This window comes from Mesorhizobium sp. M0772, assembly GCF_040320135.1.
Lineage (GTDB): Bacteria > Pseudomonadota > Alphaproteobacteria > Rhizobiales > Rhizobiaceae > Mesorhizobium.
In genome coordinates, this window is record NZ_JAMYPB010000009.1 from 106,725 (window position 1) to 124,133 (window position 17,409).

A 17,409-nucleotide genomic window follows, 5' to 3' on the forward strand; every position below is an offset into this window, starting at 1 on the left:
CTCCTACTCCACGTGTTACAGCACTTCCGTCAACTTCTGTGGTGGTTGATCGGATGCTGCCAATCTACGGAGAAGCTCTTTCAATCGGCTTAATAAACAGCCTTACCGATTCCTTTCCCGCTTCGAACAGCTTGCGTGGTTAACCGTAAACTAAACGCTGGACAGTGGCTCGCCTGCCCGTGAAAAGCTGTAATTTCACGGCTATCGGCAGGACGCATTGTTATATCAGCTGGCAGCAAGATTGGAGCGAATACCCGGCGCCGGTCAAGGGTTTAACCGTTGGTTCACCAATCTCCTTCATGTTCCGTGAACAAGTTTTGCCGCTGTGGAGCGCCTTGATGACCGCCATGAAATCGTCATTCCTGCTTGTCGCGCTTCTCGCCGTCCCGGCTTTCGTGCTGCCGGCCAAGGCCGGAGCCGGCATCGAAGTGACGATGAACCAGGCCAAGATCGTCAAACTGACACGCCCCGCCGACACCATCGTCGTCGGCAATCCGGCGATCGCCGACGCCTCCGTCCAGGATGCATCGACGATCGTGCTGACGGGCAAGGGGTTCGGCGTGACCAATCTGGTTGTCCTCGACCACGATGGCAGCCCGATCGTCGACGAGCAGGTGACCGTAGTGCGCCAGGACGCGTCGTCGGTGCGTATCTACAGGCGCGCCTCGGTCCAGACCATGTCCTGCACGCCCTATTGCGAAAGCTCGTACAAGAGCGACTCGGAAAAGTCGTCCGAGGCCGAGATGAGCGCTGGGCAGTAAGCGCCTCAGGTGACTTGATTGTCTGGGGGAGAGCCGCGTCGGTTAGCGGCCGGTTAACGTCGCCTGGTCGAATTTAACGGTCATTCAAACCGGAGCTAAATGGGTTCTTGATAGTGGTGCTGACGGTACCGCATCAGGATCGGCAGGAACGGGTTATGGGCGACGTTTTGGACGAGGATTCAAGACGCAAGATCTGCAAGGCCAAGGCAGGGCGCGTGACGTTTGCCCGTCGTTTCCTTGGTGATCGGCGCGGCGGCACGGCGATAGAATTCGCCATGCTTGCGTTACCGTTTGCGGCTCTCGTCTTCGCCATCCTCGAGAGCTGCATTTCATTTGCCGGACAGGAGGTGATGGCCAACATCACCGATGATATCGCCCGTCAATTGCGTACTGGCCAGTTGAGGCAAGCCGATGTGACGGAAGAGAAGCTAAAGGGGAGGGTCTGCGCCAGACTCGAGATCATTGTCGCCAAGGGTTGCCCCGGTTTGCTGGTTGATCTGCGCCCGTTCAAGACCTTTGCCGGGGCAGCCAGTGCGGGTTTCAAGATTTCCGGCTCGACCATCACGCTGACGGGCAAGGATCCGGATACAGGCAAGGACCCGGCTTTCGGGACCCCCACAATAGGTCCGGCAGAATCAAAGAACATGCTGCGGGTTTTCTACCCTTGGCCGGTCATGACCGATTTCATGGCTCAATACATGTCGAATATGGATGGCGGCAAGACGCTGCATTACGCAACGGCAACGTGGCAAAACGAGCCATTCGACAACTGAGGCACGTGTAGCAAAGGAAAAGGGCATGTCTCGTGCGGGGGCACATCCGGGGATATCGGTTATCTGGAAGAGAGCGGCGCGGTTTTGTGCCGATCGTCGGGGCATAGCGGCGGTCGAGTTTGCCCTCATCGTGCCCGTCTTGCTGATCATGTATTTCGTTACCATGGAGGCCTCGCAAGCCATCGAGGCCAGCAAGAAGGTCAGCCGCATCAGCTCCATGGTTGCCGACCTCGTCACGCAGCAAACGTCGGTGGTCAATGCAGATCTCACCGACATTATGAAGATCGGAAACTCCAGCCTTCAGCCTTATAACCGCTCAGTCGCCGATATCTTCATCACAGCAATCGACATCGAAGCCGATCCGGGCAACCCGACACCGAAGGCGAAGGTGGCGTGGTCCTGGCGCGTGCTGAATGGGGTCACGAGCCGCGACTCCAACCCGACAAGCTCCACAACTGTTCCGGCGACGCTCAACGTTGCGGGGACTTTCCTTATTCGTGTCAAAACCACTCTCAAATATGAACCGATCATCTCCTGGTCGGAAAGCGCCGAAAAGCCGCTCGGATTTATCTCGGTCTTCAACGAAGGCAAAATAACGATGAGCGAAACCTACTATCTCAGGCCGCGCCGGGCCACCTCGATCCCCTGCAGCAATTGCTGAAGCAGTTCTACCCATTCAACCCGGGTCATTGCGCGCTGCTGTCCGTGCTGCCCGACACCAGGCGCACGATGGAAGCGGCCATCGCATAGTCACTCGCAGCGGCGAGCGTGAACCCTCCCGAATGTTTCGATTCCACGAAATCGTAGATTTCCGGCGACTGCGATCTGAGATTGGTGAGGAAGACCGTCAGTCGGCGTTTGGCTTCGGGGTCAAGATCGCTGCGGACGGCGTGAGGGCCGTATCTGAGCACGCCGGAGGTCCAGATGATCTGGAGCGCGGCTTCTGGAATGCCCGCCGCCTCCAGTCGCGCCGCCGTGCCGTCCGGATCAGCCGGCTGATCGCCAGCAATCGCCGTCCGGTTTTCCGCCGTGGCCCGCTCCCAGCCGAACACGGCATCGGCCTGGCCATCGACCAGCATCGTTTCTGCGGCGGCAGCCGAGCCGGCATGAGCGAGGAATGGCGCATCCTGGCTGATCTTGATGCCGTCGGCCGCCAGCCCGGCGAGCGGTAGAAGCGAACCGCCGACATTGTCGGAAGGCGCCATGGCGATGCGGTGCGTTTCCAGGGCCGCGAGACCGGAAAGCCTGCCGTCGCGCGTCAAAAGCACGGAGCGGATCCCCGTGGCACCGTCGGCATCGACCGGCGCCACAAGAGGTTCGACGCAGCCGCAGCGCTCCGAGGCGGTGGCGTAGGCGGCCGCCGAATAGACCGCGTACTGAATCCGGCCATTGGCCTGTGCCTCGATCAGCGCCGCATAGTTATGCGCGACGACGAATTCCACCTTCATGCCGAGCGCCTTGCCGTAGGCGTCAGTCAGCAAGGCCAGACCCGGAACCGTGTTGCCGGCGCCCGGCTCGGCAACGATGCCGATCCGAAACGTGCCGATCTGGTCGCGCCAGTCGGCGTGCGCCGCGAGCTGCGAGGCCAGCAGCGCTACAGTGGTCGCCAGTGCACTCCAACCTAGGCCAGCCCGTCTCATCGATCCATGCCCCGCACGCCGTTCCTTGAAGCGCATCGCATGTCTCAAGGATGCGCCTGCCCGACTTCGCGACCATCGCGTCAGGCCGTTGCCGCCTGGTTTGCGATTTGCCAATGCCGCGACGGGACCTTATGTCTGGTCAACCAGACTGGCAATGACGGCACCGATGTCACGCGCTTTCCTCTTCGTTCTCGATTCTTTCGGCATTGGCGGCGCCGCCGATGCCGAACGCTATGGCGACGCCGGCTCGAACACATTCGGACATATCGCGCTGGCCTGCGCGGAAGCCCGCGCCGATCGCGAGGGCCTGCGCGAGGGACCGCTGAAGGTGCCCACCATGGTTTCGCTCGGTCTCGGCCGCGCAGCAGAAACCGCAACCGGCTTCCAATTCGACAGCAAAGCCGCCGTTTCAGCCTCCGCTTTCCACGGCGCCGCGCAGGAGATTTCGAGCGGCAAGGATACGCCGTCGGGTCACTGGGAAATCGCCGGGCTGCCCGTGCGGTTCGACTGGGGCCATTTCCCCGATAAGGTGCCCGCCTTCCCTGCCGAACTGACCGAAGCGATGATCCGCGAGGGCAAGGTGCCGGGCATTCTCGGCAACTGCCATGCGCCCGGCACGGAGATCATCGAGCGCTTCGGCGAGGAGCATATCCGCACCGGCCAGCCGATCTGCTACACCTCGGTCGATTCCGTCCTGCAGATAGCAGCGCACGAAGTTCATTTCGGCCTTGAGCGGCTCTACGAGTTCTGCAAGACGGTACGCCGGCTGGTCGATCCGCTGAAGATCGGACGGGTGATCGCACGGCCTTTCCTGGGCGAAACATCGGCCACCTTCGAGCGCACCTACAACCGCCATGACTACGCCGTGCCGCCGCCTGAGCCGACGCTGCTCGACCGCTTGACCGGGCGCGGCAGCCGGGTGATCGCGGTCGGCAAGATCGGCGACATCTTCGCCCACCGCGGTATCTCGGAAGTACGCAAGGCGCCCGGCAACATGGCAATGTTCGACAAGGCGCTGGGCGCGATGGACGATGCCGGCGACGGCGACCTGGTGTTCGCCAATTTCGTCGACTTCGACACCGAGTTCGGCCATCGCCGCGACGTCGCCGGCTATGCTGCGGCGCTCGAAGCCTTCGACCGCCGGCTGCCCGAGGCACTGGCAAAGCTGAAGCCGGGCGATCTGCTCATCCTCACCGCCGACCATGGCAACGATCCGACATGGCGTGGCACCGACCACACGCGCGAACGCGTCCCGGTCATCGGCACCGCACCGGGTCTCACGGGCGGCGACATCGGGCTCAGGGCCACCTTCGCCGATATCGGCGAGACGGTCGCCGAACACCTCAAGCTGGCGCGCGGCCGCCACGGCGCTTCCTTCCATGCGGCGATAGGCGGCCATGCCTGAACTGCCCGAGGTCGAAACCGTCCGGCGCGGCCTGCAGCCGGTTCTGGAAAGCGCGCGGATCGTGCGCGTCGAGGCGCGCCGGCCCGATCTCAGATTTCCGTTTCCGGCGAAATTTGCGCAGCGGCTGACCGGCAAGACCGTCACCGCGCTTGGCCGCCGCGCCAAATATCTCACCATACACCTGGACGGTGGCCCGGTGCTGATCTGCCATCTCGGCATGTCGGGCTCGTTCCGCATTGAGACCGCTGATGACAAAGAGACGCCCGGCACGTTCTATCAAGAGCGCTCGAAGGATGCCAAGCACGACCATGTGGTGTTCCATGTCGTGTCGCCTGTCGGCGTCCAGTCTCGCGTGGTCTTCAACGACCCGCGTCGCTTCGGCTTCATGCTGTTTGCGGAAGGCCTGGCTGACGCGCATCCGATGCTGGCGGGACTGGGCGTCGAGCCGACCGGCAATGCGCTGGAAGGCGCCCTGCTCGCCTCGCTGCTGAAGGGCCGCAGATCGCCGTTGAAGGCGGCGCTGCTCGACCAGAAGCTGATTGCCGGGCTCGGCAATATCTATGTATCGGAAGCGCTGTGGCGCGCCGGCCTTTCGCCATTGCGCGAGGCAGGCACCATCGCCGGGACCAGCAAGAAGGCCAAGGAACAGAGCGAACGACTGGCCGAGGCAATCCGTTCGGTGATCGCCGATGCGATCGCCGCCGGCGGGTCTTCGCTGCGCGATTATGTGCGCACAGACGGGTCGCTGGGCTATTTCCAGCATTCCTTCGCGGTCTACGATCGCGAAGGTGGGCCCTGTCCGACGCCCGGCTGTCGCGGCCACATCGAGCGCATCGTGCAAAGCGGCCGCTCGACCTTTTATTGCCGGACCTGTCAGCGGTAAGCTAGACAGGTCCTTCAGTGCCGCAATCAGGAGGCCAGCCCATGAGCTATGAAACCATCATCGTCGAGACGCGCGGCAAGGTCGGCCTGATCACGCTGAACCGGCCCAAGGCGCTCAACGCGCTGAACGCGCAGGTGCTGGCGGATTTGCTGACGGCGGCAAAGGGGTTCGACGCCGATCCCGGCATCGGCGCCATGGTCATCACCGGTTCCGAGAAGGCTTTTGCGGCGGGCGCCGACATCAAGGAAATGCAGGCCGTCACCTACGCCGAGGCCTATGTGCAGGATTTCTTCGTCGGCTGGGAAGAGTTTACCCGCACCCGCAAGCCGATGATCGCGGCGGTCGCCGGCTATGCACTGGGCGGCGGCTGCGAACTGGCGATGATGTGCGATTTCATCATTGCCGCCGACACGGCGAAATTCGGCCAGCCCGAAATCACGCTCGGCGTCATTCCCGGCATGGGTGGGTCGCAACGGCTGACCCGCTTTGTCGGCAAGTCGAAGGCCATGGACATGTGCCTGACCGGTCGGATGATGGATGCCGCCGAAGCTGAGCGCAGCGGCCTGGCCTCGCGCGTCGTGCCGGCCGGCGAGTTGATCGAGGAGGCGATGAAGGCCGCGGCCAGGATATCAGAGTTTTCACTGCCATCGGTGATGATGGCCAAGGAGGCAGTCAACCGCGCCTACGAGACGACGCTGGCGGAGGGACTGCGCTTCGAACGCCGGCTGTTCCACTCGCTGTTTGCGCTCGACGACCAGAAGGAAGGGATGGCCGCCTTTGCCGAGAAGCGGAAGCCGAATTTCACCAATCGCTAGAGTGGCGGCGGCGAGGACCAAAAAGAAGCCAAAGCGGCGTTGACGCGCCGGAAAAGCTGAACTATAAGCCGCTCCAACCGAGGCGGCCGTTGGCTGCCCGTTTGTTTTTTGCGCCCTGCGGCATCCCGCATGCGCCCACCAGATCAGAAGAGAGGCATCATGGCCAATACCTCCTCGGCCAAAAAGGCAACGCGCAAGATCGCCCGCCGCGCAGCGATCAACAAGAACCGCCGCTCGCGCGTGCGTACCTATGTCCGCCAGGTCGAAGAGGCACTGGCTGCGGGCGACAAGGCAGCCGCGCTGGAAGCCTTCAAGACCGCAGAGCCGGAATTGATGCGCGCCGCGACCAAGGGCGTGATCCATAAGAATACGGCATCGCGCAAGGTGTCGCGTCTGGCTCACCGCCTCAAGGTGCTGTCGGCCTGATCGACCGTTCCTGAACTGTCGTTCTTTCAAACCCGGCCAATCGCGCCGGGTTTTTTCGTTTGCCGGCAAGCACTTAAAAAGAACGGCCGCAAAGCACGCCCGAGCCGCATTCCAGAGTCTGGAATGCTTTGCCGGCACATACACTCCCACTGATATTCCAATCCGCCGAAACGGCCCACGCCAATAAATTTGGCTGTCACAAATTGCTGATATTTTTCAGTGGCTTGCTGGAAGTGATCCACAGCTTGTTCACATAGCCTGTGGGCGATAGGCAGCAAGTTGGTGTCAAGCGAATTATTTCAGAAAATTTCAAACCGCACAGCCATTTTCATATTCGCGGCAAAAGGGTTTGAATCCCAATGGCTTTGTCAAAATATGCGCTTCCAGCACGGAGCCCGAACCGTTGTTCACTAACCAGATTCCTTAAAAATCCGTTAGAGGTGGCCTTGCCCTATCCACAGCGATTTCGGTAATGTCGATCTATCGAAAGGGACGGGCCATTAGCCCTTAACCCAGCCTGAATCGGCCAGCTAACAGTGGCAGAATTCATGACGTGGATCAATTCCGCGAACGGGTATGGCTTGCCTTTTCGATACGATAGGGGACTGGCGTAATTGTACATGGCAGCTTGATGGCGCACCGGCGTTTTCGCCGGGTAGCACCGCTTTGCCCGAACATGTCAGACGGACTGGCCTTAAGCAGCCGGGACCGATCCCATTCTGACGAGGCAACGTCATCCGCCGGCGGCGGCGGTGGTGTTGTAGCGAAGATACGGTCGCCGGAAACATGGGTGCAGGAGGCGCACTCCCGGCGGAAAAAAGGTACAAAGGAAAAGGGACGCACAATCATGCAGAGCGGCATCGAGCGGGAGCTTACGGGCGACCTGCCATTTCCCGGAACATTGGTCGGAGCGCACGATATGGCGGCTTCCAGCGACGCGGAACAGAAGTTCGACCGGGTCAAGGCCCAGTTGAAGGCGCGCCTGGGAACCGAGGTCTATTCGAGTTGGTTCGGCCGTATGAAGGTGGCTGAGGCTTCCCGGGGCATTGTACGCATCTCGGTGCCCACGGCCTTCCTGCGCTCGTGGATCAATGGCCATTATCTCGATCTCATCGCCGATCTGTGGAAGCACGAGGATCCCGAAATCCTCAAGATCGAGATGGTCGTGCGCACCGCGACCCGTCCTGCCCGCAATGGCGTCGAACCCGAGGTCGTGCCGGCGCGCAAGATGACCAAGCATACGCAGACCGCATTGGCGGCCGGCACGGTCGGCCCCGGCAGGGTGGAGCGGGCGCCCGCCCCTCGTCCCGGCACGCCGATCGAGAGCGAATTCCGGCACAATGTGCTGGGGTCGCCGCTCGACCCGCGCTACACGTTCGGCTCCTTCATCGAAGGCCCGTCGAACCGGGTGGCTTTCGCCGCAGCCAAAGCCGTGGCGGAATCGCAGTCGAGCGCGGTGCGCTTCAACCCGCTGTTCCTTCATGCAACCGTCGGGCTCGGCAAGACGCACCTTTTGCAGGCGATTGCGGCCGAATCCCTGAAACAGAACCCGAAATCGCGCGTCGTCTATCTGACGGCCGAATATTTCATGTGGCGCTTCGCCACCGCGATCCGCGACAACAATGCGCTGACGCTGAAGGAACAGCTGCGCGACATCGACCTCTTGATCATCGACGACATGCAGTTCCTGCAGGGCAAGTCGATCCAGCACGAATTCTGCCATCTCATCAACATGCTGCTCGACAGCGCCAAGCAAGTGGTGGTTGCCGCCGACAGGCCGCCGTCGGAACTGGAATCGCTGGAACCGCGGGTGCGCTCGCGCCTCAATGGCGGTGTCGCGCTGGAAATGTCGGCGCCGGACTTCGCCATGCGCATCGGCATGCTCAAGCTGCGGCTTGCCACGGCCAAGGTCGACGATGCGTCGCTCAATATTTCGGAGGAGATCCTCAACCATGTCGCCCGTACCGTCACCGGCAGCGGGCGTGAGCTGGAGGGCGCGTTCAACCAACTGCTGTTTCGTCAGTCGTTCGAGCCGGCGATCACCATCGACCGCATCGACGAGATCCTGGGGCACATCTATCGCTCTGGCGAGCCGAAGCGGGTGCGCATCGAGGACATCCAGCGCATCGTGGCGCGCCACTACAATGTGTCGAAGACCGAGTTGCTGTCCAACCGGCGCACGCGCACCATCGTGAAGCCCAGGCAGGTCGCCATGTACCTGTCGAAGGTATTGACGCCGCGCTCGCTGCCGGAGATCGGCCGGCGGTTCGGCGGGCGCGACCACACCACGGTGCTGCATGCGGTGCGCAAGATCGAGGACCTTTCCGGCGTCGACAACACGCTGGCGCAGGAACTGGAACTGTTGCGCAGGCTGATCAACGACCAAGCCTGATCGGCGCGGCAAACGGAGCGCGCCGGGTTAGAGTATTCGGTCGTCGCGCTTTAAATTTTCTTGTTTTGATGCATGTCGTTGTCCCAAAACCGCTGCGCAGTTTTCGGCGACATGCATCGGTTGCCGGCCAACGTCCGCTTTATCCCCAGAAAGCCCGCTTAACCGGCGCGAACCGGTGGCCCGGACTTGCGTTTGCTGGCTTTTTCCTGTCAGTTTGCATAGATTCTGAGCCTGTTCAGACCTTTCGCGGGGCGCCGCCCACTGGTGACCCGTCCATTCATTCAAGCGAGCCTGTTTCGTCATGCGTGTTATCCTGGAACGGTCCAATCTCCTGAAGTCGCTCAACCACGTTCATCGCGTGGTCGAGCGGCGCAATACCATACCGATCCTGTCGAACGTGCTGCTCAGCGCCGAGGGCGCCAGCCTTGAAATGAAAGCCACCGACCTCGACCTCGAAGTGACCGAAGCGACGCCGGCAAAGGTCGAGCGCGGCGGGGCGACGACGGTTCCGGCGCACCTGCTCTACGACATCGTGCGCAAGCTGGCCGACGGCGCCGAAGTGATGCTGAAGACCGACGAGGACGGCAACGCCATGACGGTAACCTCGGGCCGCTCGAGCTTTCGCCTGCAATGCCTGCCGCAGTCCGATTTCCCGGAGCTTTCGGCGGGATCCTTCTCACACATCTTCCGGCTCGATTCCGTCGCCCTGAGAGGCCTTATCGAAAAGACCCAGTTCGCCATCTCCACCGAAGAGACGCGCTACTATCTCAACGGCATCTACCTGCACACGCATGAAACTGGCGGCAAGCTGAAGCTGCGTTCGGTGGCGACCGACGGCCACCGCCTGGCGCGCGCCGAGATCGACGCTCCGGCCGGGTCCGAAGGCATGCCGGGCATCATCATTCCGCGCAAGACGGTCAGCGAGTTGCAGAAGCTGGTCGACGATCCCGATGTCGCGGTGACCACCGAATTGTCCGACACCAAGATCCGCTTCACCATCGGCAGCGTGGTTCTGACCTCGAAGCTGATCGACGGCACTTTCCCGGACTACCAGCGCGTCATTCCGACCGGCAACGACAAGAAGCTGATCATCGACCGCCAGAGCTTCGCCGCCGCCGTCGATCGCGTCTCGACCATTTCCTCCGAGCGCGGCCGCGCGGTGAAGCTTTCGATCACCGAAGGCCAGGTGACGCTTGCCGTCAACAATCCGGATTCGGGCAGCGCCACCGAGGAACTGGCGGCCGACTATTCGTCCGACCCGATCGAGATTGGCTTCAACGCCAAATATCTGCTCGACGTCGCTGCTCAACTCACCGGCACGGAAGCCAAGTTCATGCTGGCCGATGCCGGCTCGCCGACGCTGATCCACGACATGGCCGATGAGACCGCGCTCTATGTGCTGATGCCGATGCGGGTGTAGCCGCACTGCGGCACACTGCAGCATAGTGATTGCGGCGACTTCTATAGGCGGATAGCGGTTGCCGGAACAAAATCACATAAGTAAGCTCACACTTACGAATTTCCGCAATTATGCGGCGTTGTCGATCGGCTTTTCACCCGGCGCGGTGGTGTTTTCCGGCGACAATGGCGCCGGCAAGACCAATCTCCTGGAAGCCATCTCGCTGCTGACGCCTGGCCGCGGCCTGCGCCGGGCGCCCTATGTCGACGTGGCCCGCGAAGGCGGCGATGGCGGCTTTGCGCTGCACGCAAGGCTCGACGGGCCGGAGGGGCAGGTCGAGATCGGCACCGGCATCACCGGGGGTGAAGCGGCCGGCGAGGGCGGTCGCAAGGTGCGCATCAATGGCGCGCCGGCACGGTCGGCCGACGCCATGCTGGAATGGCTGCGCGTGGTCTGGCTGACGCCGGCCATGGACGGCCTGTTCCCGGGGCCTGCCGCGGACCGGCGGCGCTTTCTCGACAGGCTGGTGCTTGCGATCGATCCCGGCCACGGCGAGCGCGCGCTCGACTATGAGAAGGCGATGCGCGGACGTAACCGATTGCTTACGGAAGGTTCGCGAGACGGCGCATGGTTCGACGCCATCGAGATGCAAATGGTCGAAACCGGCGTGGCGATTGCCGCGGCGCGCGCCGAGCTGGTGCGCCTGCTGGCCGCCATGATCGACAGGTTGCCGTCCAGCGGGCCGTTTCCGCAAGCCGACATCAGCCTCTTCGGCGACCTTGAAAGCCATGTCGCCTCAGCACCCGCTGTGGATGTCGAGCAACGCTATCGCGACGCCCTTGCCGACGGCCGCGAGCGCGACCGCGCCGCCGGACGCACGCTCGACGGCCCGCACCGTTCGGATCTACTGGTGCGCCACCGCCCCAAGGCGATGCCGGCCGAACTCTGCTCGACCGGAGAGCAGAAGGCGCTGCTGGTCGGCATCGTGTTGTCGCACGCAAGGCTGACCGGCGAGATGTCGGCGATGACGCCGATCCTGTTGCTCGACGAGATTGCCGCGCATCTCGATGCCGGCCGGCGCGCCGCGCTGTTCTCGATCCTGGAGGAGCTGAACTGCCAGGCCTTCATGACCGGAACCGACGCCGCGCTGTTTTCCAGCCTGAGGGGACGCGCGCAGTTCCTCACCGTCGACCACGGCACGGTTGGGCCAACCGAAGAGACCTGACAAGGTTTTTGCTCCGCTATATGGTCGGGCAATGACCCCTGCCGCCCTCACCGACGAAGAACTCGAACGCTATGCCCGCCACATCGTGCTGCCCGAGATCGGCGGCGCCGGCCAGCAGAGGCTGAAGCGGGCCCGGGTACTGGTCATCGGCGCCGGCGGGCTCGGCGCGCCGGTGCTGGAATATCTCGCTGCCGCGGGCGTCGGCACGCTTGGCATCGTTGATGACGACATTGTCTCGCTGTCCAATCTGCAGCGGCAAGTGATCCACGCCACCGATACGGTCGGCACGGCGAAGACCGAGAGCGCCAAAGCAGCGATCGCCCGGATCAATCCCCATGTCGCGGTGGAATTGCACGATTTCAGGCTGACGGCCGACAATGCTGCCGTCCTCGTCACGCGCTACGACGTGGTCGTCGACGGCTCCGACAATTTCGAGACGCGCTATGTGGTGGCTGATGCCTGCGCGGCGGAAAAGCGGCCGCTGGTGCATGCCGCCGTCGGCCGCTTCGACGGCTCGGTGACGGTGTTGATGCCGTTCGGCACCGGCGCCGACGGCAAGCCGAACCCTGGATATCGCGACCTCTTTCCCGAAGCGCCGCCAGAGGGGCTGGTGCCGTCCTGCGCCGTGGCCGGGGTCGTCGGTGCGCTGACCGGCGTCGTCGGCACGCTGCAGGCGATGGAAGCCATCAAGCTGATCACCGGCATCGGCGAACCACTGGTCGGCCGGCTGCTGCTCTACGATGCGCTGTCGGCGCGCTTCGACACGATCCGCTACAAGAGAAACTGAGCTTATGGATCAGTCCACCAGCGTTCTTGTTACGCAGCTCGCCTCCGATTTCGAGCGCTGGGACGAACTGCTCAGCCTGATCATGCGCGCCTTTGCACCGATGGACGGCGTCATCGACCCGCCCTCCTCGGCACATCTGCTGAACGCCGGAAACCTCAGAGACAAGGCTGGCCGCGAGACCGTGTTGCTGGCCCTGCAGGATGACAGGATCGCCGGCTGCGTTTTCGCGCTGGAGAGAGCCGATGATTTCTACATCGGCAAGCTCGCCGTCGAACCTGAGCTTCAAGGGCAAGGCATCGGCAGGCGGCTGATGCAGGCTGTCGAATTTCTCGCCCGCAGCCGGAACAAACCGGCCATCGAACTGCAGACGCGAATCGAACTGACCGTAAATCATGCAACCTTTGCCGGTCTCGGCTTTCGCGAGACTGAACGCACCGCGCATGACGGCTATGACCGGCCGACCTCGATCACCTTGCGCAAGGAGTTGGCGTGAGCCTTGCACTCAGCTCACAGGAGCAGACAGTCGCCTCCGGCCATGATGGGGCGGCGATGGCGATGCGCATCGTTGCCGAAAGCGCTGCGCTGCTCGGCGCGCCGCGACTTATCCCGATCGCTTCGACGCATATAGACGGCGCGCTCTATCACGGCGATTCCGGCACGCTGTTTGCCGAAAGGCTGGTCGATGGCGGAGCCAGGGTCGTCGTGCGCTCGACGCTCAATGTCGGCGCGCTCGACCTGATGGGTTGCTCGCGCGTGCGCCTCGAAGACCCGGCGCGCGGCATGGCGCGACGGATGATGGAGGCCTATCGCAAACTGGGCTGCGAGCAGAGCTGGACCTGCGCGCCCTATCAGGCCGGCCACAGGCCAGCGCTTGGCAGCGATGTCGCCTGGGGTGAATCCAACGCGGTGGTGTTCTGCAATTCGGTGCTGGGGGCGCGCACCAACCGCTATGGCGACTTCCTCGACATCGCCTGCGCCATATCGGGCCGCGCGCCGGATTACGGCCTGCACCGCGCCGAGAACCGGCGGGCGCAGCTGGTGTTCGACGTCTCGGGACTGTCCGCGTCCTTCCTTGGCTCCGAGATCGCCTGGCCGGTGCTAGGCAGCCTCTACGGCCGCGAGGTCGGCAACGCGGTCGGCGTCGTCACCGGCACATCCAGCCATCCCGGCGAGGACGCGCTGAAAGCCTTCGGCGCCGCGGCGGCATCGTCGGGCGCCGTCGGCCTGTTCCATATCGCCGGGGTAACGCCCGAAGCGCCCGACGCCGAGACCATCCTGGCCGGCGGCAGGCCGGAAACGGTGATCCGCGTGACGCCGGAAATGGCCGCCAAAGCCCGCGCAGGCCTGTCCACGGCAGCCACGCAAACCGCCATCGATGCGGTGGCGATCGGCAGTCCGCATCTGTCGTCGGCCGAATTCGATGCACTGGAACGGCTGATTGGCGGGCGGCAGCTCAGCGTGCCGATTTACGCCTGCACCGGCCGGCACGTGCTCACCGGGCTGGAACAGAACGGCCAGCGCAAGACGCTCGAGGCCAGCGGTGTCGTCATCGTCGCCGATACCTGCGTGGTGGTGACGCCGATCCTGCCGGCGTTGGCCGGCGGCGTGCTGATGACCAATTCGGGAAAATTCGCGCAATATGCCCCGGGCAATACCGGCTACGCCGTGCTTTACGGTTCGCTGGCCGACTGCGTCGAAAGCGCCGTCACGGGTAAGCCGCGATTTACGGATATCGCCGCATGAGCGCCGCAGCCGAAATTCTGGTGCCTGGCAGTGGCGGCGAAGGCGCAGCCCTGGTGTTGACTGCGCCGATCAGCTTCTGGGGCGGCGTCGATCCGAAGAGCGGCCGCATCGCCGATGTCCGTCACCCGCAGCATGGCGAAACCATTTCCGGGCGCGTGCTGTTCCTGCCCGGCACGATCGGCTCGTCCTCGGCGTCAGCCGTGCTGATGGAGCTCGTCCATAATTGCCATGCGCCGGCGGCACTCGTCCTGCACGAGCCGGATGCGATCCTGCTGCTGGGGCTGATCGTGGCCAGGGAAATGGGCTGGGAGACGCCGGTAGCGCTGCGGCTTGGCGGTGACATGTTCGACGCCTACCGCGGCAAGCGCGTGAGTGTCGCCGAAAACGGCGCCCTCACTGAGACCGCCTGAGCGGCGCTGGGTTATGTCCGCAGCGGCAGCACGCGGTCCGGCGGGCGGTGGCCGTCGAAGAAGGCGCGGATGTTGATGATCACCTTTTCGCCCATGTCGATGCGGCCCTCGAGCGTCGCCGAACCCATATGCGGCAAAAGCACGACCTTGTTCTTCGCGGCAAGCTTCAGCAGTTTCGAGTTCAGCGCCGGTTCGTGCTCGTAGACGTCGAGGCCGGCGCCGGCGATCTTGCCGTCCTGGATCAGCTTGACCAGCGCTTCCTCGTCGATGATGTCGCCACGCGCGGTGTTGACCACATAGGCGGTGGGCTGAAGCAGAGCCAGGCGCCGCGCCGAAAGCAGATGAAAGGTCGCCGGCGTCGACGGGCAATTGACCGAGATGATGTCCATGCGGGCAAGCATCTGGTCGAGGCTTTCCCAGTAGGTCGCCTCAAGCCCTTCCTCGACCGCCGGCAGCACGCGATGGCGGTTATGGTAGTGGATCGACAGGCCGAAAGCCTTGGCGCGCCTGGCAACAGCGGTGCCGATGCGGCCCATGCCGACGATACCGAGGCGCTTGCCCCAGATGCGCCGGCCGAGCATCCAGGTCGGCGACCAACCGGCCCATTTATTGTCGCTGGTGAGCACATTGGCGCCTTCGGCCAGCCGCCGCGGGCCGGCCAGCATCAGCGCCATGGTCATGTCGGCCGTATCTTCGGTCAGCACGTTCGGCGTGTTGGTGACGGTGATGCCTTTCTTGGCCGCCGCCGCCACGTCGATCTTGTCGACGCCATTGCCGAAATTGGCGATCAGCTTGAGATTGTCGCCGGCCTGGGCAATCAGCGCCGCATCGATCTGGTCGGTGATGGTCGGCACCAGCACATCGGCTTCCTTGATCGCCGCGACCAGCTCCGGCTGCGTCATCGGGCGATCCTCGACATTCAGCCTGGCGTCGAAGAGTTCGCGCATGCGGGTCTCGACCGGATCGGGCAGCTTGCGCGTGATGACGACGAGAGGCCGTTTTTTGCCTGCCATTGTTTCCTCGAACCCGATCTCGTTGAGACCTCTTTAACCAAGACAGGCGAAACTGAATACCGGTCGCGGTGCCTGCCACTCCTGTAACAAGCGGTGCCGCCGAAGACAAAGAAAAAGGGGCGCCCGGACCAAAGGGCACGCGCCGAAAGGAATGAAAGTGTCTGGTTTCGCGTCGCTTCGCCTGATCCTCAGCGCAGCGCTTCTCGGCGCTCTCCTGCATTCCCCGCAAGCCGCGGCGCAAGGTGCCGCCGCACCTGTGCAGACGGTCACGCTCGGGCCGAGCGGCCTGCCGCTGCCGCGTTTCGTCAGCCTGAAATCGGCTCGCGTCAACTCGCGCGTTGGCCCCGGCGCCAACTATTCCGTCGACTGGATGTACACAAAGGCCGGCCTGCCGATGGAAATCATCCAGGAATTCGATACCTGGCGGCGCGTGCGCGATGCCGATGGCTCGGAGGGTTGGATCAACCAGTCGCTGCTGTCGGGCCGCCGGACTGCGATCGTCGCCCCTTGGCAACGCACCAAAGGTGGCCGAATCAATCTGCTCGACGATGCCGATAAGGACGCCAGCGTCATCGCGATCATCGAGCCGGGCGTTACGGGCACGATCAAAACCTGCGATGGCCAGTGGTGCGAAATGACCTTCGACGGCCACACCGGCTGGATCGCCCAGTCGCAGGTGTGGGGCGCCTATCCCGGCGAGCACGTCAAAAATTGAGATTGCTGGAGTCCTAACGGCCGATACGGCCGAGATGGGTGTCCTGAAAACCGGTCGACAATTTGAGACCGTAACCGAGCGCGCGGTCGACGGCGATGTGGATGATCCAGATCAGACCAATCGCGGTCGCCGTCGAGTTGGCCAGAACATATCCGGCGAGCGCCAGCAACAGCGGGACGATCAATATGTGCAAGGCATTGTAAGCGACAACGCCGATCCGTGCCCCGGCGAGATAGCCCAGCATCGACAGGTCTGGCGCCAGGATAAGCAGGGCGAACAGCCACCAGGAAACGCCTGACGCGGCATAGGCGACTATAGCCACGACCGCGACCGCAACCCATTCGAGCCGGATTGCAAAATCGACAGGTTTCACGGGTTGGGGCTTAAACGCTGCGCTTCGGGCGCAGCCTCACCACGATGTCGACATTGGCGATCTCCATGCCTGCGGGTGGCTCCGGCAGGTTGGAGACGGTCACCGGACCGCTTTCTATATCGAAGATCCTGTTTTCGCCTTCGATGTAAAAATGATGGTGATCGGAGGTGTTGGTGTCGAAATAGGTCTTGGACCCCTCGACCGCCAGGATGCGCAGCAGGCCGGCCTGGGTGAACTGGTGAAGCGCGTTGTAGACGGTGGCGAGCGAGACCGGCACGCCGGCGGCGACCGCCTCTTCATGCAGTTCCTCGGCCGAAAGGTGGCGGTCGCCCTTGGCAAACAGCAGATCGGCCAGCGCAATGCGTTGGCGTGTCGGCCTAAGGCCGGCTTCGCGAACCCGCTTGTCCACAGCGACATTTTCCTTCCGGCCGCCCAGATCCATCTATCCGTCCAAGCCCACAGTTCTGCCTCAAGACACGCCCAGAGTGGCGAAAAAACGTCATCGGCCGAAACTGGACACCTCCCGACATATATTCTGTTGGCCGAATACGATCAATAGAGCGACGTGCGGCCAGTTGGACGCACCAAATGCGCTCTATCACTTTTGGCATAGCATCGTGCTTTCTGGAAATCGGAATCGATTTCCAGG

21 protein-coding genes are annotated in these 17,409 nt (G+C 63.0%); 15 read left to right on the forward strand and 6 right to left on the reverse strand.

The window, feature by feature from the left end:
• The first annotated feature begins 338 nt into the window (after positions 1–338).
• The 3 genes from NKI06_RS08725 (at position 339) to NKI06_RS08735 (ending at position 2,195) form a co-directional block, all read left to right on the forward strand.
• On the forward strand, positions 339–761 hold the full coding sequence (locus tag NKI06_RS08725; RefSeq protein WP_023681988.1) for a pilus assembly protein N-terminal domain-containing protein: 423 nt from the start codon (positions 339–341) through the stop codon (positions 759–761).
• A gap of 155 nt (positions 762–916) precedes the next feature.
• Entirely contained in the window at positions 917–1,534 is a 618-nt protein-coding gene (locus tag NKI06_RS08730; protein ID WP_031196259.1) for a TadE/TadG family type IV pilus assembly protein, read from the forward strand.
• Between the two features lie 25 nt (positions 1,535–1,559).
• Positions 1,560–2,195: a TadE/TadG family type IV pilus assembly protein gene (locus tag NKI06_RS08735; RefSeq protein ID WP_352984889.1), complete on the forward strand. Its 636-nt coding sequence runs from the start codon at positions 1,560–1,562 to the stop codon at positions 2,193–2,195.
• A 25-nt stretch (positions 2,196–2,220) separates the two neighbouring features.
• Here NKI06_RS08735 and NKI06_RS08740 read toward each other — a convergent pair whose 3' ends face one another.
• Positions 2,221–3,174, reverse strand: coding sequence for a PhnD/SsuA/transferrin family substrate-binding protein (locus NKI06_RS08740; protein ID WP_352984891.1), 954 nt, complete (start codon positions 3,172–3,174; stop codon positions 2,221–2,223).
• A gap of 166 nt (positions 3,175–3,340) precedes the next feature.
• Here NKI06_RS08740 and NKI06_RS08745 point away from each other — a divergent pair, with 166 nt between their 5' ends.
• The 4 genes from NKI06_RS08745 to rpsT all read left to right on the forward strand — a co-directional run bounded on the left by NKI06_RS08745 (position 3,341) and on the right by rpsT (position 6,703).
• Entirely contained in the window at positions 3,341–4,579 is a 1,239-nt protein-coding gene (locus tag NKI06_RS08745) for a phosphopentomutase (protein WP_352984893.1), read from the forward strand.
• Complete coding sequence (gene mutM, locus NKI06_RS08750; protein WP_352459188.1) at positions 4,572–5,462, forward strand: bifunctional DNA-formamidopyrimidine glycosylase/DNA-(apurinic or apyrimidinic site) lyase; 891 nt, start codon at positions 4,572–4,574, stop codon at positions 5,460–5,462. Before NKI06_RS08745 ends, mutM begins: the two co-directional genes overlap by 8 nt.
• Before the next feature lie 41 nt (positions 5,463–5,503).
• On the forward strand, positions 5,504–6,277 hold the full coding sequence (locus NKI06_RS08755; protein WP_023745278.1) for an enoyl-CoA hydratase: 774 nt from the start codon (positions 5,504–5,506) through the stop codon (positions 6,275–6,277).
• A gap of 159 nt (positions 6,278–6,436) precedes the next feature.
• On the forward strand, positions 6,437–6,703 hold the full coding sequence (gene rpsT, locus NKI06_RS08760; protein WP_023681995.1) for a 30S ribosomal protein S20: 267 nt from the start codon (positions 6,437–6,439) through the stop codon (positions 6,701–6,703).
• A gap of 26 nt (positions 6,704–6,729) precedes the next feature.
• On the opposite strand, the gene NKI06_RS08765 is transcribed toward rpsT, so the two are convergent.
• On the reverse strand, positions 6,730–6,981 hold the full coding sequence (locus tag NKI06_RS08765) for a hypothetical protein (RefSeq protein ID WP_155924205.1): 252 nt from the start codon (positions 6,979–6,981) through the stop codon (positions 6,730–6,732).
• A 569-nt stretch (positions 6,982–7,550) separates the two neighbouring features.
• Here NKI06_RS08765 and dnaA point away from each other — a divergent pair.
• Positions 7,551–9,095 carry a chromosomal replication initiator protein DnaA gene (gene dnaA, locus NKI06_RS08770; protein ID WP_031193297.1) on the forward strand — a complete coding sequence of 515 codons (1,545 nt, stop codon included), beginning with the start codon at positions 7,551–7,553 and terminating at the stop codon, positions 9,093–9,095.
• A 27-nt stretch (positions 9,096–9,122) separates the two neighbouring features.
• Here dnaA and NKI06_RS08775 read toward each other — a convergent pair whose 3' ends face one another.
• Positions 9,123–9,398 (reverse strand): hypothetical protein, encoded by a 276-nt coding sequence (locus tag NKI06_RS08775; RefSeq protein ID WP_155922476.1) that lies wholly within the window; start codon positions 9,396–9,398, stop codon positions 9,123–9,125.
• Between NKI06_RS08775 and dnaN the strand changes: the two genes are divergently transcribed.
• Genes dnaN through NKI06_RS08805 form a run of 6 tightly spaced genes read left to right on the forward strand, consistent with a single transcriptional unit; the run spans position 9,397 to position 14,659 of the window.
• Positions 9,397–10,515 (forward strand): DNA polymerase III subunit beta, encoded by a 1,119-nt coding sequence (gene dnaN, locus NKI06_RS08780; RefSeq protein WP_023669575.1) that lies wholly within the window; start codon positions 9,397–9,399, stop codon positions 10,513–10,515. The genes NKI06_RS08775 and dnaN overlap by 2 nt on opposite strands.
• A gap of 58 nt (positions 10,516–10,573) precedes the next feature.
• Entirely contained in the window at positions 10,574–11,719 is a 1,146-nt protein-coding gene (gene recF, locus NKI06_RS08785; RefSeq protein WP_352984896.1) for a DNA replication/repair protein RecF, read from the forward strand.
• Between the two features lie 31 nt (positions 11,720–11,750).
• Positions 11,751–12,506 carry a molybdopterin-synthase adenylyltransferase MoeB gene (locus tag NKI06_RS08790; RefSeq protein ID WP_352534634.1) on the forward strand — a complete coding sequence of 252 codons (756 nt, stop codon included), beginning with the start codon at positions 11,751–11,753 and terminating at the stop codon, positions 12,504–12,506.
• Between the two features lie 4 nt (positions 12,507–12,510).
• Positions 12,511–12,999: a GNAT family N-acetyltransferase gene (locus NKI06_RS08795; protein ID WP_023699472.1), complete on the forward strand. Its 489-nt coding sequence runs from the start codon at positions 12,511–12,513 to the stop codon at positions 12,997–12,999.
• Entirely contained in the window at positions 12,996–14,249 is a 1,254-nt protein-coding gene (locus NKI06_RS08800) for an aconitase X (RefSeq protein WP_352984898.1), read from the forward strand. The genes NKI06_RS08795 and NKI06_RS08800 overlap by 4 nt, the downstream gene beginning before the upstream one ends.
• Positions 14,246–14,659, forward strand: a complete 414-nt coding sequence (locus NKI06_RS08805) for an aconitase X swivel domain-containing protein (protein WP_352984899.1) — start codon at positions 14,246–14,248, stop codon at positions 14,657–14,659. Before NKI06_RS08800 ends, NKI06_RS08805 begins: the two co-directional genes overlap by 4 nt.
• An 11-nt stretch (positions 14,660–14,670) precedes the next feature.
• Here NKI06_RS08805 and NKI06_RS08810 read toward each other — a convergent pair whose 3' ends face one another.
• A complete protein-coding gene (locus tag NKI06_RS08810; protein WP_352984901.1) occupies positions 14,671–15,672 on the reverse strand; it encodes a 2-hydroxyacid dehydrogenase in 1,002 nt (333 codons plus the stop codon).
• A gap of 157 nt (positions 15,673–15,829) precedes the next feature.
• Between NKI06_RS08810 and NKI06_RS08815 the strand changes: the two genes are divergently transcribed.
• Entirely contained in the window at positions 15,830–16,387 is a 558-nt protein-coding gene (locus tag NKI06_RS08815; RefSeq protein ID WP_023669569.1) for an SH3 domain-containing protein, read from the forward strand.
• Between the two features lie 13 nt (positions 16,388–16,400).
• On the opposite strand, the gene NKI06_RS08820 is transcribed toward NKI06_RS08815, so the two are convergent.
• Positions 16,401–16,760: a DUF4260 domain-containing protein gene (locus NKI06_RS08820; RefSeq protein ID WP_352984903.1), complete on the reverse strand. Its 360-nt coding sequence runs from the start codon at positions 16,758–16,760 to the stop codon at positions 16,401–16,403.
• A gap of 10 nt (positions 16,761–16,770) precedes the next feature.
• A complete protein-coding gene (gene irrA / locus NKI06_RS08825; protein ID WP_031193300.1) occupies positions 16,771–17,202 on the reverse strand; it encodes an iron response transcriptional regulator IrrA in 432 nt (143 codons plus the stop codon).
• Between the last annotated feature and the right edge of the window lie 207 nt (positions 17,203–17,409).